At 41.2% G+C, this 15,561-nt stretch carries 16 protein-coding genes; 11 read left to right on the forward strand and 5 right to left on the reverse strand.

The features are described 5' to 3' along the window. Nucleotides 1-48: 48 nt before the first annotated feature. From D7V92_RS14120 to D7V92_RS14140, 5 genes are all read right to left on the reverse strand, one after another. Entirely contained in the window at nucleotides 49-540 is a 492-nt protein-coding gene (locus D7V92_RS14120) for a DsbA family protein (RefSeq protein ID WP_005868556.1), read from the reverse strand. Between the two features lie 120 nt (nucleotides 541-660). Next, nucleotides 661-1,086, reverse strand: coding sequence for a D-Ala-D-Ala carboxypeptidase family metallohydrolase (locus D7V92_RS14125; protein ID WP_008779379.1), 426 nt, complete (start codon nucleotides 1,084-1,086; stop codon nucleotides 661-663). A 101-nt stretch (nucleotides 1,087-1,187) separates the two neighbouring features. Further along, nucleotides 1,188-1,382, reverse strand: coding sequence for a DUF4248 domain-containing protein (locus D7V92_RS14130; protein ID WP_005868558.1), 195 nt, complete (start codon nucleotides 1,380-1,382; stop codon nucleotides 1,188-1,190). Between the two features lie 85 nt (nucleotides 1,383-1,467). Then, nucleotides 1,468-3,258 (reverse strand): DUF3987 domain-containing protein, encoded by a 1,791-nt coding sequence (locus D7V92_RS14135; protein ID WP_121773129.1) that lies wholly within the window; start codon nucleotides 3,256-3,258, stop codon nucleotides 1,468-1,470. Then, nucleotides 3,255-3,797, reverse strand: a complete 543-nt coding sequence (locus D7V92_RS14140; protein WP_008772573.1) for a BT4734/BF3469 family protein — start codon at nucleotides 3,795-3,797, stop codon at nucleotides 3,255-3,257. Before D7V92_RS14140 ends, D7V92_RS14135 begins: the two co-directional genes overlap by 4 nt. A gap of 109 nt (nucleotides 3,798-3,906) precedes the next feature. Here D7V92_RS14140 and D7V92_RS14145 point away from each other — a divergent pair, with 109 nt between their 5' ends. The 11 genes from D7V92_RS14145 (at nucleotide 3,907) to D7V92_RS14195 (ending at nucleotide 15,537) form a co-directional block, all read left to right on the forward strand. Beyond that, a complete protein-coding gene (locus tag D7V92_RS14145; RefSeq protein ID WP_048928178.1) occupies nucleotides 3,907-4,107 on the forward strand; it encodes a hypothetical protein in 201 nt (66 codons plus the stop codon). A gap of 147 nt (nucleotides 4,108-4,254) precedes the next feature. Continuing rightward, entirely contained in the window at nucleotides 4,255-5,811 is a 1,557-nt protein-coding gene (locus D7V92_RS14150; RefSeq protein ID WP_121773130.1) for an ATP-binding protein, read from the forward strand. A gap of 292 nt (nucleotides 5,812-6,103) precedes the next feature. Further along, a complete protein-coding gene (locus D7V92_RS14155) occupies nucleotides 6,104-7,423 on the forward strand; it encodes a nucleotide sugar dehydrogenase (protein WP_121773131.1) in 1,320 nt (439 codons plus the stop codon). A 15-nt stretch (nucleotides 7,424-7,438) separates the two neighbouring features. After that, entirely contained in the window at nucleotides 7,439-8,698 is a 1,260-nt protein-coding gene (locus tag D7V92_RS14160) for an oligosaccharide flippase family protein (protein ID WP_121773132.1), read from the forward strand. 132 nt (nucleotides 8,699-8,830) lie between these two features. Then, on the forward strand, nucleotides 8,831-10,012 hold the full coding sequence (locus D7V92_RS14165) for a hypothetical protein (RefSeq protein ID WP_121773133.1): 1,182 nt from the start codon (nucleotides 8,831-8,833) through the stop codon (nucleotides 10,010-10,012). 133 nt (nucleotides 10,013-10,145) lie between these two features. Beyond that, nucleotides 10,146-11,150: a glycosyltransferase family A protein gene (locus D7V92_RS14170; RefSeq protein WP_121773134.1), complete on the forward strand. Its 1,005-nt coding sequence runs from the start codon at nucleotides 10,146-10,148 to the stop codon at nucleotides 11,148-11,150. 130 nt (nucleotides 11,151-11,280) lie between these two features. Continuing rightward, nucleotides 11,281-11,796, forward strand: a complete 516-nt coding sequence (locus tag D7V92_RS14175; RefSeq protein WP_158593839.1) for a DapH/DapD/GlmU-related protein — start codon at nucleotides 11,281-11,283, stop codon at nucleotides 11,794-11,796. Nucleotides 11,797-12,013: 217 nt separating this feature from the next. Next, nucleotides 12,014-12,874 (forward strand): glycosyltransferase family 2 protein, encoded by an 861-nt coding sequence (locus D7V92_RS14180; protein WP_121773136.1) that lies wholly within the window; start codon nucleotides 12,014-12,016, stop codon nucleotides 12,872-12,874. Then, nucleotides 12,871-13,776, forward strand: a complete 906-nt coding sequence (locus D7V92_RS14185; RefSeq protein ID WP_121773137.1) for a phosphorylcholine transferase LicD — start codon at nucleotides 12,871-12,873, stop codon at nucleotides 13,774-13,776. The genes D7V92_RS14180 and D7V92_RS14185 overlap by 4 nt, the downstream gene beginning before the upstream one ends. A gap of 2 nt (nucleotides 13,777-13,778) precedes the next feature. Next, nucleotides 13,779-14,507, forward strand: coding sequence for a 2-C-methyl-D-erythritol 4-phosphate cytidylyltransferase (locus tag D7V92_RS14190; RefSeq protein ID WP_036616126.1), 729 nt, complete (start codon nucleotides 13,779-13,781; stop codon nucleotides 14,505-14,507). Further along, nucleotides 14,479-15,537 carry an NAD(P)-dependent oxidoreductase gene (locus tag D7V92_RS14195; protein WP_227805602.1) on the forward strand — a complete coding sequence of 353 codons (1,059 nt, stop codon included), beginning with the start codon at nucleotides 14,479-14,481 and terminating at the stop codon, nucleotides 15,535-15,537. Before D7V92_RS14190 ends, D7V92_RS14195 begins: the two co-directional genes overlap by 29 nt. The last annotated feature ends 24 nt before the right edge of the window (nucleotides 15,538-15,561 follow it).

A 15,561-nucleotide genomic window follows, 5' to 3' on the forward strand; every position in this document is an offset into this window, starting at 1 on the left:
GTTGATAATACGAAGTCTGTATCAGTGAGCACGCCGAAGCGTGCCCCATTATATCTCATCCGGGCTCTCGCTGTCCGAGGAGCCGTTCTTACCGGAGATATCCACCGTTGTCTTACCGGCCTTCTGGGCCTTGATGACGGCGGCTTGGGCGGCCCGGGTGGGGACGAGGTTGAACTTGAGGCCTTGGAAGATGACTTGAAGTTCCTCGCCGGGGACGAACTGGATGTTCACCCCCTTGATATAGTCGGAGGTGAACAGGTCGGCACTTGGCGCTCCCCCGGAATTGATCTGGAGGCGGAAGGCACCCAGATCGCCGAAATTCACCTGCTTACCGGCTTTCAGACCTTCCAGCATGCACTCGGTGGTGGCGATGAGCACGGCCGAAACGTCGGCTTGGTGCACCGTACATTTACTCGCTATCAGGGTAGATAGCTCTTTTAGACTGAGCTCGCCGTTGGTTTGCGCCTTGGCGTAGGCTTTCTTGGGTTCCTCTTTTTTCAACGGGTTGCCCATCATGGCAATGGAATAGTTTAATGACATAATCGTAAGATATTTTAAGTGATACATAAGGAACTTGGGGGATGATGAGTTGAGTCCTCACGCTTGATGACTTGGCTCTTCGTGCTCCTTGATTTAAGTCTTCGGTTTGAAAGACTTAGGTCAATTAGGCGACTTTTCTTTATCGATAACCTGACAGCGAAGGTTGCCGGGTACGTAAGAGATATGGATCCATCGGGCGCCGGGCTCTAGAATGAGCTGAGTGAACTCGAGTCCGCACAGCTCGTGCGTCTCTTGTATCAGTCGGAACAAGAGGCGATGATCATCTGGAGAGCCGGCTATCAGGTCGGCGGCGCAACCGAGGAGGTGGTGACTGTGCTTGGCTCCCCCGATAAGGATGTTCAATTCGGGGCAGCGATAGCCGCTACTGATGACGATGGGGCTGCCCCAGACCCGCCGTAGCGGGTCTAGTAGCATTTCCACTAGGATCGTGACCATCCTCCGGGCCACCGGGGTGAGGCTGTTGTCGATCCCGTCTCGCCGGGCCGTGGCGGAGTCTTCAAACTCTTGATAATTAAAGTAGCGCATAGGGGACAAGGTTGATGTTTTTGTTTCTGTAGCAAAGATACGATAGGCGGAAAGCCCGGATATACCATTTGTTTCCACCTATTCGCTCTAGGAGAAGAATTTTAGGGTTCCCCTAAAAAATCATAGAATATCTGTACTTGCTTCGGCGTGATGGAGCGATCTTTCGAGTGATAACCATGACGGATAAGGGCCTCTTTCAGTCCTTTCACGTCACGGATATATCGGTTCAACTTATGCAAAGCGTTCGAAGGGGTGCCTGTCAGGCAATATTGACGGGCGAGATCTATTTTTTTCATCTGTATTGAATTTTAAAATGACTATAGGAGAGTTTCAAGTTTCAAGGTTTCATGAACCCTCTTTCCTCACACACACGTACGTACATTATAAGGGTTTCAAGTAAATCCCTTTATGCTCGCCATGCAGGAGGGCTCCGGAGTCGCATAGTCGGCGTAGCCATGTCTTGGCGGTGTTCTTGGGGATGTTGGCATGCTCGGCGGCCTCCATCCATTGGACGGTGGTGAACTCGTCCGGCATGGAGCTGAGCAGACTGTCCTTTTCCGAGAGGCCTCGGCTGGTGATCTCGCCGGTAGGCAGGAATGAGAGGATATGGGTGGCGTGGAGGTAGAGCGGCTCTGCCATTGTCAGAAGGGCGGCGAAGTCATCGTCGGTGATATGGAGTTCCCAGCCTCCGATGATCTTGTCCTTTAGGTTGTCGCTGTTGATGCCTTGGGCCGGCAGCAGTAATTCCGGTTGTTCCAAGGCACGAAGCATGGCTACCACCTCCATGAAACGTACGAGGTTGATGGCGAGGCGTACCACGGAACTGTTCATCTCCTGCCCGTTGGATTGCCGGGCACGCAGGAAAAGACGTACGAAGCTGTCGTTGAAAGCGGCTTGTTGCCGCTCGTCGAGGCGCAAGGTAATGGTACCCCGGCACTTGAGCTGATCGATCGTGGCCTTCCACTCGTAGCCCATCCGGTGGAATTCCTTCTCGGCGTCTACCTCGTCGACGGAGAATTGGTCGATCCATTCCCGGATCTGCGATTTGTAGTAGAAGACCTCACGGCTGAAGAGCCCGTTCTCGCCCGAGGGGATAAGCGGCGCTACCTGTCCGGGCGTACCCGAGAGCACCATCGAGAGGAAGGTGGAATCGCATTCCCGGTATTCGTTATCGGTCCGTCGGTTGAACGAGAGCCCGGCATGGTCGAAAGCGTTACGGAGCGTATCGCTCCAATGCCCGTAATCACCCCCGATAGCGGTGGTGATGGTATCCGCCTCGGTCTCGAAAATGATACCGGTGCCGTCCGAATCGATGATATTTTGCAAGATACCCGTCCCGGTATTGTTGCCGGAGATGATAAACATACTGTTTTTAGGCATCTGGGGCATCTCCATCTTGGCTTTCTCCTTGCCTAAGGCATGATAGGCCGCCAAATCTTGGCGGTACTGTTTCATCGCTAGGTCCACTTGTTGGCGGATCTCCCGGTGGATAGGCTCGATAAACTTACGCAGCCACGCCATGATGCCCTTACCCGATGCGGGCGGAGCGATCACGAAGAGCTGGATACAGGGATAGATCCAATGCATCCCATAGAGGCAACGCACCGTCTTGCCCAAGGTGGCGCCTAGGGCGGTGAGAGCCGTGAGCAAAAGGATATCCCGCTGCTCGGCATTATCGGTGAAACCGAGGATGTCCTGTAGCAACGAGGGCCATGGATAGCCGGGTACCAGCCGTGGCAGGGAGGTGTAAGGCTCGCTGCCGATGTGGAGTGGGGCGTCGTTTGCCTCGGTTTCCCGATCGCTGGTCTCGTGGGCTTGATCTACCGTATCGGCTGTATTATATGTACTCACACGTGTGTGTGAGGAAAAGGGTTTCGTGAAACCTTGAAACTTGAAACCTATTTCCACGCCCGCCAGCTTGGCCAAGTGGAAAGCGGTGCCCAGATGGACATTCTGGTTTCCGGTGCGCAAGGCACTGGAGAAAAGCTTGTTGGCGTGTAGGGCGTTGAACTTGGGCGATGGCTCGCAGAGACTGATGAAGTCGCTACGTCCTGCCTCCCCGCAATCGGTAGCGATGGCGAAAGCCAATTGTACATACTCGGCGTAAGTGGGGGCGATGTCGGCATGGGCCGCCCGTACCGCTTCTACTAGTTTGGAAAGATCGTTGTTCATGGTATGAATATTTTAGCGTTAGAATCGTGAGATAAGAAACAGCAGCGGGCGATATCCTTGCCACAGGTATCCACCTCACCCTTGAAGGTGTCGGCATACAGGAGCTGTATGTAACTCATGGCCCATCGAACGGTCTCGTCTCCGGGTATGAAAAGCTTCACTCCCAGTCCTCCGGGGCTGACAAAGGCGAGGCGGGTCCCGAGATAGGGGTCCTCGAAGAGGTGGTCCCGGAGTTGTTCCGCCTCCTCGAGAGAGGCGAGATGGTCGATATCGACCACTACCAACCCCGAGGCGGAGATGAGAGCGTCGCTCTTACGACGGGAAAAAACGCCGTGGGGCGTTACGAACGGCAGTTGCCGCTGCTTGAGCTGGCGGTATTCCGCTACCCTGCCTTCCCGGATGAAGGTGCGTAATTCGTTGGTAACCGTTTCGAGAGATTTATCCTCGGTGATCCATCGGTACACTTCCCGTAGTGTACAGTTCCCGGTAGGAAGCGTGTTGGTGATGGGAGGAAGAAAGTAAGACATTTGTTGGTCCATATCAATAGGATTTCAGATTAATTTTCTAAAGCTATTGCTAATAATTGATTCTGCGTTTCAGCCTATAGGCTGAAATATCGGATGATTGCTTAATAAAAATTAGCATAGTATGAAGGAAAATTTAGATTTGAACCAGATTTTATTTGATGAGTTAGTGGAATTTCCACGTAAGCGGTTAGGAATCTCTATCCGTGAGTTTTGTACGGAGGCCCACGTAGGCACCGCCACCTACAGCAAAGCGAAAAAAAAAGAGTATCAATCCCCAGAGTCTGACCCGCTTGGTACAAGAACTATGCGTAGAGATGGATGAACCGGAGTTCATGGGGTATGGGGCCGGGGCGCTCAAGGAGGTGTATAGGGCGATGAGGCGTGGAATGGAAAAATAGAGGGTTGAAAATTGATCGTTTAGGGAAATAACGTTATATTTGTCTTGACGAACCAATAAACAGAGACGAAGATGGAAGGGCGGCGATTATATCCGATAGGGATACAGACATTCTCCAAATTGAGAGAGGGGAATTATGTGTATGTAGATAAGACGGAATTGGTCTACCGAATGACACACGGCGCGTCTGGTTATATATTCTTGAGCCGTCCCCGCCGTTTCGGGAAGTCGTTGCTTACTTCTACGCTCCATAGTTATTTTGAGGGGCGAAAGGAATTGTTCGAGGGCTTGGCCATCGAGCACCTGGAGAAGGAGTGGACAAGGTATCCGGTGCTTCATTTCGACATGAGCACGGCGAAGCATATGGACAAGGATCGGCTTCTGAGTGAGCTGGAGAGGAAATTGTATGGTTACGAGCAGATATACGGACGTGATGAGAGCGCTATTTATACGAACCAACGTCTGGAAAGTCTCATCAAACGTGCCTACGCCCAGACCGGTCAAAAGGTGGTTGTCTTGATTGACGAGTACGACGCTCCCTTACTGGACGTGGTGCATGAGGAGAAGGAGCTGCCGAAGCTTCGCGACGTGATGCGTAACTTCTATAGTCCGCTGAAAGCCTGCGATCCTTATTTGCGTTTCGTATTCTTGACAGGTATCACGAAGTTCTCTCAATTGAGCATCTTCAGCGAGTTGAACAATATCAAGAATATCAGCATGCTCCCGGAGTACGCTTCGCTCTGTGGCATCACGGAGGAGGAAATGCGTGAGCAGATGGGCGAGGATATCGGTCGTTTGGCCGACAACCTCGGCGTTACTCCGGAGGGTGCCTTGGGTGCCTTGAAATCGAATTATGACGGTTACCATTTCACGTGGCCCTCGCCCGATATATACAATCCGTTCAGCCTGTTGAACGCCTTGGCCGACAGTAAACTAAATTCCTATTGGTTCGGTAGCGGTACGCCCACCTATTTGATCGAGATGCTGAACAAGTATCACGTGAAACCCCAGCAAATAGGCGCACGCAAGGTTTTGGCAGAGTCGTTTGACGCACCCACGGAACGGATGGTCGATATTACGCCATTGCTCTATCAGAGCGGTTACATCACGATAAAGGATTATTCCTCGCTCACGAATTTGTACACGCTCGACATCCCAAACAAGGAGGTACGTATGGGATTGATGAAGAGTTTATTGCCCAATTATTTGCATCAATACACAGCGGATGGACTTACTACAGTAGCCCTTCTTTTCGAGGCGATCTCTGGAGAGCGGATGGACGATGCCCTGCGTTTATTGCAGACCTTCCTGTCCACCATCCCCCAATGTGACAATACGGATTACGAGGGCCATTACCAGTCCTTGCTTTACACGGTCTTCAGCCTGCTAGGAATGTATGTGGACGTGGAAGTCCGTACCCCGAAAGGCCGTGTGGATATGGTGATGCGCACACCGACAACACTCTATGTCGTGGAATTGAAGTTAAACAAGACTGCGGATATAGCCCTTGAGCAAATCAATTTGCGCAATTACCCGGAGCGCTTCGCCCTTTGTGGGTTGCCGATCGTAAAGGTTGGGATTAATTTTGATAGTGGGCGGCATACGTTGGGGGATTGGGTTATCGAATAAAGAACCTAAACGAAATTTTTTTACCAAACTCAGTTAGGACACTTCAAAAGTGTCCTAATTAAGAAGTATATCCTAATTTGAACACTTACTTCCTGTCTCTCCCGATATAAAACAAATGACTTAACTGTGAATCCTGTTGTATCTTCCCCGAAAAAAGTCTTCCAGTCTAGTACAAATACTAAGCTTTGGGATAAACAGGCCGGAGTTTGGGAGGAGTAGGTTGATAAATACTTCATCTTTTTTGAAAATTAGAAAGATGAGAAATGTTTGGTGCTAACGAAAAAATAATCAAATGAATAGAGAAATCAAGATAGCCGTAGCCGGAACCGGTTATGTAGGACTAAGTATTGCCACTTTGTTGGCACAACATCATCAGGTAATAGCAGTGGATGTCATTCCAGAAAAGGTAGAGATGCTTAACCGTAAGCAATCTCCCATACAGGATGAATACATAGAAAAATACTTGGCAGAGAAGGAGCTGAATCTTACGGCAACGTTAGATGGAGCCTCCGCATACCGGGAGGCAAACTTCATTGTCATCGCAGCTCCTACGAATTACGATCCGGTGAAGAATTACTTTGATACGCATCATATAGAGGATGTGATAGACTTAGTGCTAAGTGTTAATCCGGAGGCCATAATGGTCATTAAATCGACTATTCCTGTAGGCTATTGTCGGAACCTTTACTTGAAATATGCCAATAGGGGAGTTTCGAAATTGAATCTACTATTCTCTCCCGAATTCTTACGTGAAAGCAAGGCGTTATACGACAACTTATATCCAAGCCGAATTATCGTGGGAACGCCGAAGCTGATAGCTGATGAACAATTCAACGCTGAGAACGAGGCGATAAGCAAAATTGCCGATATACCGGCATTGGAAGAGGCGGCTCGAACATTTGCGGCCTTGTTGCAAGAAGGAGCCATCAAGCAGGATATACCTACCCTGTTCATGGGAATGAAAGAGGCAGAGGCTGTGAAATTATTCGCTAATACTTATCTAGCTTTGCGAGTAAGCTATTTCAACGAGTTGGATACCTATGCGGAGGTGAAGGGATTGGATTCGCAAGCGATCATTCAAGGTGTAGGTTTGGATCCACGAATCGGTACGCACTATAACAACCCCAGTTTTGGATATGGAGGTTATTGCCTGCCTAAAGATACCAAGCAGCTATTGGCTAATTATCAAGATGTACCTCAGAACATGATGAGTGCCATCGTGGAGAGTAACCGAACTCGTAAGGACTTCATTGCAGATCAGGTATTGCGCAAGGCCGGCTATTACGGTTACAGCGACCGGAACAGTTTCCGGCAGGTAGAGGAGAAGGAGTGCGTGATCGGAGTCTATCGCTTGACGATGAAATCGAATAGTGATAATTTCCGTCAATCCTCTATCCAAGGTGTGATGAAGTGTATCAAGGCGAAAGGGGCGGCAATTATCATCTATGAGCCAACTTTGGAAGATGGAATTTCCTTCTTTGGCAGTATGGTCGTGAATGACTTAGCCCGATTTAAGGAGATGAGCCATGCTATCATAGCTAATCGTTATAACAATTGTTTGGATGATGTAGCGGGGAAGGTTTATACAAGGGATATTTTTTTCAGGGATTAGCCCGTATTTAATAAGATGGTATTTTTTCAAGACAAACTAAGTAGGAATAAAACCGTATTAGCGAATTTTTCGTACCTAAGTATATTGCAGGTATTTACGATCCTATTCCCCTTGTTGACCTATCCTTATTTGTTGCGTGTTATAGGGTTGGAATTGTATGGTGTGATCGTATTTGCTCAAGCTATTATAAACTATGTCTCGTTGGTGATAAACTTCGGATTCAATATGTCTGGGGCGAGGAAAGTGGCGGTTTATAAGGAGGATAAAGTGCTTTTATCTAGAATTGTATCATCTACTTACTTATGTAAATTGATATTATGGCTTATTTGCCTTGTCGTATATTTATTGATTATAAGTTTAGTTCCGTTTTTCAAGGATTATTATTGGGTCTATGTTCTCTCTTTCTTATTGACATTTAATGAGCTTCTTCTACCCATCTGGTTTTTCCAAGGGATCGAGAAGATGAAGTATATCACTATCGTGAACCTGTCTGCCCGCTTGTTGTTCGTGGTGGCTATATTCTTGTTTGTTCGTGAGCGGGAGGATTATTTATGGGTTCCATTGTTGAATGGTATCGGAGCTATGTTGGCGGGTTGTTTGTCATTGTATATCGTTTTGGGAAAGGAGAGGATAAACTTATCGGTAATACCAATAAGGGATTTAAAATTAGCTTATAAGGAGAGTGCTCCTTTGTTTGTGTCAATCGTGTCTACCCAGATTTATGTGAACGTAAACAAATTGCTGATTGGTTCCTTCTTGGGAATGTCCGAGGTTTCTATTTATGATATGGCGGATAAAATGTTATATTTGATGAAGTTACCTATTTCCATGATGGCGCAAGCAGTTTTCCCGAAGATTTCTCGTGAACGTAATGTTAGTTTTGTTAATCGTGTGATGTTTTTGGTGGCAGGGGTTGTTACGTTGGCTTATGTCGCTTTGTTTGCCGGAAGTGAATGGATCGTACGCTTTTTCTCTGGTGAATATATAAAGGAGTCGTCTGTCATTATGCGATTATTGGGCGTATCTGCGATTTTTGTCTCTTTTAATGTTTTTATGGGAGGTAATCGCCTTGTCCCATTTGGATATTCATCGGTTTATATGCGGGTAATGGTCAGTAATTGTTTGTTTTTCTTGGCAGGAATAGGCTTGTTGTGGGTGATAGAAAATATTAATATGTACACAGTGACGGTGATGGCTGTGGCAGTGGAAGTTTTTTGCTTTATATCGTTGATTTATAGAAACAAACGGTTTGGTTTACTAGGGATAAAAAGATAAATAGGTATCGGTCTATTAATTTATTAAGTTTCATTGCGTTGTCTGGAATCATATGTAATGGAATATATTTTGTTTCTTTTGTTTGTCATTTTGTAGGCATTGACAATAGTACTTATTGGTAGAATAAAAATTATGAAAAAATATACTTCACAACATATATTGTCGCAGTGTAGTGTTCTGTTTGCGTTTATTGTTATTTTTCAATCATGTTATCCATGGTTTTTGTGGGGGGATATACTGGTTGGTAACATCTCTATTATGTTGTTCCTTGTTTGTCGTATTTTGTTAAGGAGCAAGATTTCAAATCGTTATAGACTGCCAGCCTTTTTTCTGTTTTTATTTTACTTATGGATGGGGATTTATCAAGCAGAACAGCTTCAAACTCCTGTTGTTCAGCTTATCAAGCGTATTCTTCCGTTATTCTTTATTGTTTCGATGCAAAAGGAAGAAAAAGTACGTCTCAAGGATCTTACTATCAATATTATTTCGTTGATTCTTTTTATTTCTTTTGTAGCATATGTCTTTATCATCTTTTTGGAATTCCCTTTACAGCCAATGGAGATTAGGCATCCAATCAATACATGGTATCCTCCATTTCTTAACTATTACTTTTTTATAACGGCATATGGTGATTTTCTACGTTTCCATAGTATTTTTACTGAACCAGGACATTTGGGGATGTTTTGTGCTCTGTTGCTTTATATTAATAGATATAGCATGAAGGATTTCCGGAACGTAATAATGTTAATTTCGTTAATTTTTAGTTTTTCTTTAGCTGCTTATGTTTTATTGGTAGCAGGGTGGTTCATATATGAGTTGATACCAGAGATTTCTTTTCGCAAAATTAGTAAGATGAGTTTAGTGATCGTTTTGTTTGTTTGTGTAGGTTGGTGCTATCTCTCCTATAGTCCAGATGGAATTATCCAGAATTTGATTATAAATCGATTGGCCTATGATGAAGAAAAAGGTGTACAGGGCAATAACAGAAATACTTACGATTTTATGCAGACATATGACAAATTGAGTACTTCTGAGTATCTTGTAGGAAAAGGAAGTACTTTTATGAATGAAAAATTTGCGAATACGGCTAACAGCTCTTACCGAAATTTCATTATGGCTAATGGGTTTATTGGTCTGTCTCTTTTATTTTTGTTCTTCTTGTCTGTGATTTATGCTTTTCCTTCACGATTAGCATTTGGAATGTTTCTTCTTTTTATTATGTCGTTTTGGCAACGTCCTTATTGGCTTTTAGAAATAGAATCATGGGTGTTTTTGTGTGCGGTATCTATATTTTATTATGACAAAAATATATAGTATGAATTTTATCTATTCTTCCAATATTTTTGATCAATCTAAAGTTAATATGATAAGTGTTTGTCATTCTGTTGGTAACGCTTTTTTATCTATTGAATTATAAGGTAAAAGGCAATTTAATAAATATATCGTAATGGTTCCTATAGCATCTATCGTAATCCCCGTATTCAATAAAGGGGAATTGTTACAAACGATGATAAATAGCATCCTAGCTCAAGATTATCAAGATTGGGAATTACTATTGGTTGATGATGGCTCTGATGAGAAAACGCTCACTTTATTGCAGCACATTCAAAAATCAGATAAGCGAATTCGTTTTTTTAAGCGAAATCGTTTGCCAAAGGGTGCCCAGACTTGTCGAAATATAGGTTTCGAACAAGCGAAAGGTTGTTATATTCTTTTTTTTGATTCGGACGATTATATAGCTCCATATTGTCTTTCTCAGCGGATTTGTTTTATGGAAGCTCATTCCGAATTAGATTTTTCTATATTTCCAGCAGCTACTTTTCAGAGGGAGTACAATGATGGAACGATTCGTTATGGTTTACCACCTAAGACTAAAGATGATTTGTTGCTATTTTTACTGCCTCATCTTCCTTTTGTAGTATGGAATAATATATATCGGAGTGATTCCTTACGAAAATATGGTATAGAGTGGGATGAACGGTTAAAATCTCTACAAGATTCTGATTTTAATATCCAAAGTATTATGTTGGGATTAAAGTATGATTATGCTTCTTCTTATGAAAAGGTAAAGCCTGATTATTATTATCGTGTGTTGGCCGATATAAGTTCAATAAGTAAATGTATTACCGATATATCACACTTTGAATCTCATCTTTATTTCTATCAAAAGAATATAGATGAAGTACGAACCTATTGTGGCAAATCCTATGAATATGTGTTGAAGAATCGTTCTATTTTCTTTTTTAGAAAGATTATAGTAGGTGGTAATGATGCTCTCCCTTATTTACGGAGATTAGAGGAGATTGTTCAAGGATTTAAAGGGGGGAATATGCTGATTATTCGTTTTCGATTTTATGCTTTTTTATGTAGAAAATATGGGATTAGAAACAAATTACTCGATTTTTGTTTTTTTCCCGTCTTGTTTCGTTATTATTTTTTCTATAGAAAATAGAATGCTAAATATAAAAGAAATAACAGTATCATTACTTGTAAATATAGGGCGATGTTTATCTTATGTTTGTAATTATAGTATTATTTTTCGTCTCATTCCATTTCTCTGGAGATGTTTTTATACGGGAGTAATGAAGAGATTTTTTAAATCATTTGGCTCGGGAAGTCTTATTAATCCTAAATTTTGTTATTTAAAAGGTGCCCAATATATCTCTATCGGAAAGAATACTTTCTTAGATAAGAATATGGAGCTCACAGCATACAATTCTTATCGAGTACAAAAGAATTTTTATCCTTTTATTACAATAGGCGATAATTGTCATATTGGGATGAATGCTAAAATTACAGCTATTTATTCCATCAAAATCGGAAATGGGGTACTTATGGGACGTAATGTTTTGATTACAGACAATGCACATGGTAGATCTGTAGCTGATGATATACCGCCGGCAGATCGACTTTTAATTTACAAAGAAGGTACAGTAATTGAAGATAATGTATGGTTAGGCGATAATGTTTCTATCCTTCCTGGAGTACGTATAGGGAAAGGATGTATTGTCGGTGTTAACTCGGTGGTGACAAAAGATATACCACCTTATAGTGTAGTAGGAGGTATACCTGCAAAAGTATTGAAAACTATGAAATAATGAGGATGTTTGCTTTGGTTATAAGGAAAAGATAGTGGAGGAGCGAATGAAAATTGTCTTTACGAGTTGGAAGAGTGGTTCTAGATAAGGTATATAGCTTCTTAACCTTTTTATTGTTGAATGAGATTGTATTTATATCTTTGGATATGATGTGTATTGATTTTTAGCGTTTATGCATGTTTTTCATGTTCTTATTTTTTTATAAAAACAAATTATTATGATTGCAATTCTAATGTCCACTTATAATGGCTCATTATTTATTAAAGAGCAAATAGAATCTATATTGAAACAAACAAATAAAGAGTGGTTACTATATATCAGAGATGATGGATCTACAGATGATACAAGGATGATTTTGCAAGAATATGCAAAGAAAAATCCGAATAAGATTCATCTTTTACGTGATGAGTTTATGAATATGGGAGCTGGACGTTCATTTATGTATTTATTAAAAGTCGTAGATGCTGATTATTATATGTTCTGTGATCAAGATGATGTATGGATGGAAAATAAAATAGAGCGAACCTATTCATATCTTAGAGAATTGGAGCAAAAATATGGTGAAAATACAGCTATTGGAGTCTTTACGGACTTGACTGTTGTTGACGCTGATTTAACCGTATTGATGCCATCACTTTGGAAAGGGGATAATCGTAATCCTGATTTTGTATATGATTTTTACAAACAATGGACAAATAGACATGCCTCGTATGGCTGTACACAGATGTTCAATCTTGCGGCTAAGAAATTACTCCTTCCTTACCGACAATTTGAAGGTACTATGGGAGCTCATGATAATTGGGTTGAATATATTCTCATTAAGAAGGGTGTATATGACTATATAGATGAGAGCACGATTTTATATCGTCAACACGGAACCAATGTAGTAGGTGCAAATTTTAGTCATAGTTATAAAGATGATATTCATAAAATATTCCATGATCCTAGCTTGCTTTGGGGAAAAATAGTAAAAGATTATAAGCGAATGAAAATCATGCCGTTCCATGTGTCGTTATCAAAGGTCTTGTGGTATCGATTTTATCAAAGTATTGAAGCATTTATAAAGAAATCGTTATGAGCCAATATCAGAGATATAGGGACTATGAGCTCTCTGAGGGAGTCACCGTACGTCAATTGCAGTTAAAGCTTTTGGAAATCTTCTTGTATTTCAAAAAAATATGCGAGGAGAATAATCTTACATACTGGTGTGGTGGTGGGACTATGCTGGGCGCTGTACGTCATAAAGGATTTATACCTTGGGATGACGATTTGGATGTCTTTTTACCAAGAAAAGATTACGAACGATTGTATGAGATTTGGGATCAAGTAGCAGATACCAGCCATTATGTACTTGTCCGTACAGATGAAAAAGTTAATTATCATCATGCAGCAATGAATTTAGTTGATGTACGGACTACTTATGTTAACAGACATTCAGTGAATGAAGATATATATCATGGAATTTATATAGATGTGATTCCTTTTGAAGGATGTCCGAGCTCTAAAGTAGAGAGAGCCTTACAAATATATCACTCTATAATGTTTTCTGTGTTTAATGTTCAAAGACTTCCTGATAATCAAGGCTCTTTTTTGCGATTGCCTACTAAAATTCTATTATCTCTTGTTAGATCTTCACAAAGCCGTTATAAGATTTGGAAGAAACATCAAGATAAAATGACTCAATATGATTTCTTTACAGCTAAATATGTGAAAGAAACTGTATCATCATTTAAGGGATTATTCCGATTGTATGATAGAGATATTTTTAATACTGTAGATGCGGTATTTGAAGGGCATATGGTTAAAATTCCAGCAGGATATGATTATTATATGAAGTGTATTTATGGAGACTATATGTCACTTCCTAAAGATATATCAATAGATATGTCTTCAAGATATGAAGTTATAAAATTTATTGATTTAAATGAGCCTTATACAAAATATAGAGGAATATATTATCTAGTAGATGTAAACGAATGACTATGAATGTTGCTATTATTTTTGCGGGTGGTTCGGGGAAAAGAATGAACACTATATCTCGTCCCAAACAGTTCCTTGAACTACGAGGAAAACCGGTTATTATTTATACCCTTGAATTATTTGATACTCATCCTGATATAGATGCGATTTGTGTGGTTTGTATTAAAGCTTGGATTCCTTTCTTAGAAAAGCAACTGAGGAAATTTGAGATCACAAAAGTCGTAAGTATTGTGCCAGGAGGTGAAACTGGACAAGATAGTATTTATAATGGTCTTTGTGCTGCCGAGAAATATGCAAAAGAACTAAAAGCGAATGATGTTAATGTTTTGATACATGATGGTGTAAGACCTCTTATAACACAGCAGACTATAACAGATAATATCAACATGGTTAACGATAAGGGTAATTGCATAACTTGTATTCCTGCAACTGAGACTTTTATTGTTACGCAAGATGATGGTTCGTTAGATATTCCTTCTCGGGAGCATTCTAAAATTGCCCGTGCTCCTCAAAGCTTTAGATTGAATGATATATTGCAAGCTCATAAGAAAGTATTAGAAAGGAATAGGCATGATTATATAGATTCTTGTACCTTAATGAGTTCTATGGGCTATAAAATGAATACAATAATGGGGCCTATGGAAAATATTAAAATAACAACACCTACTGATTATTTTATATTTAGGGCTATGGTTGAAGTTCATGAAAATCAACAAATATTTGGGTTCTAGTATGAATGTGGTTCTTCAACAGAATATAAGAGATTTTACACAATCATTTGAGCTATCACATAGATTATCTCATTCAAGATTCTTGATTACTGGATGTACAGGATTAATAGGTTCTATCTTAGCTCATTCTTTACTTGCAATAAAACAGGATATTGATATTATAGCACCAGTACGAAATATTAAGAAAGGTGTGGATCTGTTTGATGAGGCTGAATTAAAGAATATTCATTTTATAGAGTGTGATCTAAGTCAGTTTGATTATAGTGAAATTGGTACAATTGACTATATAGTTCATTGCGCAGCCCCAACATCTAGCCAATTTTTTGTAGAGCATCCGGTAGAAACTTTTGATATTATTTATCAAGCAACTCGTAATCTTTTGGAATTTTCTAGAAAGTCGGAAGTTAAGAGTTTCGTATATTTATCTTCTTTAGAAGTGTATGGGACTATTACGGATGATTCTATACTTGTAACTGAAGATATTCAAGGCTATTTAGAACCAATGGCTGTACGTAGTAGTTACCCTATGGCAAAAAGAGCTACGGAAAATCTTTGCTGTTTGTATGCTTCGGAATATGGCGTAAATGTAAAAGTAGCAAGATTAACTCAAACAACAGGAGCTGGAGTGTCTAATGATGATAATCGTGTAATAGTTCAATTCTGTAGATTGGCTGTTCAAGATAAAGATATTATTTTGCATTCTTCAGGAAATGCAGCTAGGCCATATTGTTATACTATGGACGCAATAAGTGCCATTCTGTATATTCTTCTTAATGGAAATAACGGTCAAGCTTATAATGTTGCAAATGAAGATAGTTATATTTCTGCAAAAGATTTGGCATTATATATACAAAAAAAAATCAATCCAAATATTAAAGTTAAGTTGGAGATTAACAACGAGATGGGATATGCTCCAGAAACTAAACTGAGGTTGTCTACTAATAAATTATGTGCTCTTGGTTGGAAGCCAAAATACTCTATTTGTCAGATTTTAGATAATCTAAAAAAATCGATTTTATTAGAAGATTAGGGGTTTAATCTGTAGATTCTTTAC

Source organism: Parabacteroides sp. CH2-D42-20 (assembly GCF_003670185.1).
GTDB classification, from domain to species: Bacteria; Bacteroidota; Bacteroidia; order Bacteroidales; family Tannerellaceae; genus Parabacteroides; species Parabacteroides distasonis.

Excerpts from the sequence above, each read along its gene's own strand:
- D7V92_RS14150 (WP_121773130.1), top strand. The coding sequence starts at position 4,255 with ATGGAAGGGCGGCGATTATATCCGATAGGGATACAGACATTCTCCAAA.
- D7V92_RS14140 (WP_008772573.1), bottom strand. The coding sequence starts at position 3,797 with ATGGACCAACAAATGTCTTACTTTCTTCCTCCCATCACCAACACGCTT.
- D7V92_RS14125 (WP_008779379.1), bottom strand. The coding sequence starts at position 1,086 with ATGCGCTACTTTAATTATCAAGAGTTTGAAGACTCCGCCACGGCCCGG.
- D7V92_RS14180 (WP_121773136.1), top strand. The coding sequence starts at position 12,014 with ATGATTGCAATTCTAATGTCCACTTATAATGGCTCATTATTTATTAAA.
- D7V92_RS14120 (WP_005868556.1), bottom strand. The coding sequence starts at position 540 with ATGTCATTAAACTATTCCATTGCCATGATGGGCAACCCGTTGAAAAAA.
- D7V92_RS14195 (WP_227805602.1), top strand. The coding sequence starts at position 14,479 with ATGAAAATCAACAAATATTTGGGTTCTAGTATGAATGTGGTTCTTCAA.
- D7V92_RS14130 (WP_005868558.1), bottom strand. The coding sequence starts at position 1,382 with ATGAAAAAAATAGATCTCGCCCGTCAATATTGCCTGACAGGCACCCCT.
- D7V92_RS14160 (WP_121773132.1), top strand. The coding sequence starts at position 7,439 with ATGGTATTTTTTCAAGACAAACTAAGTAGGAATAAAACCGTATTAGCG.
- D7V92_RS14135 (WP_121773129.1), bottom strand. The coding sequence starts at position 3,258 with ATGAACAACGATCTTTCCAAACTAGTAGAAGCGGTACGGGCGGCCCAT.
- D7V92_RS14145 (WP_048928178.1), top strand. The coding sequence starts at position 3,907 with ATGAAGGAAAATTTAGATTTGAACCAGATTTTATTTGATGAGTTAGTG.
- D7V92_RS14165 (WP_121773133.1), top strand. The coding sequence starts at position 8,831 with ATGAAAAAATATACTTCACAACATATATTGTCGCAGTGTAGTGTTCTG.
- D7V92_RS14170 (WP_121773134.1), top strand. The coding sequence starts at position 10,146 with ATGGTTCCTATAGCATCTATCGTAATCCCCGTATTCAATAAAGGGGAA.
- D7V92_RS14155 (WP_121773131.1), top strand. The coding sequence starts at position 6,104 with ATGAATAGAGAAATCAAGATAGCCGTAGCCGGAACCGGTTATGTAGGA.
- D7V92_RS14190 (WP_036616126.1), top strand. The coding sequence starts at position 13,779 with ATGAATGTTGCTATTATTTTTGCGGGTGGTTCGGGGAAAAGAATGAAC.
- D7V92_RS14175 (WP_158593839.1), top strand. The coding sequence starts at position 11,281 with ATGAAGAGATTTTTTAAATCATTTGGCTCGGGAAGTCTTATTAATCCT.
- D7V92_RS14185 (WP_121773137.1), top strand. The coding sequence starts at position 12,871 with ATGAGCCAATATCAGAGATATAGGGACTATGAGCTCTCTGAGGGAGTC.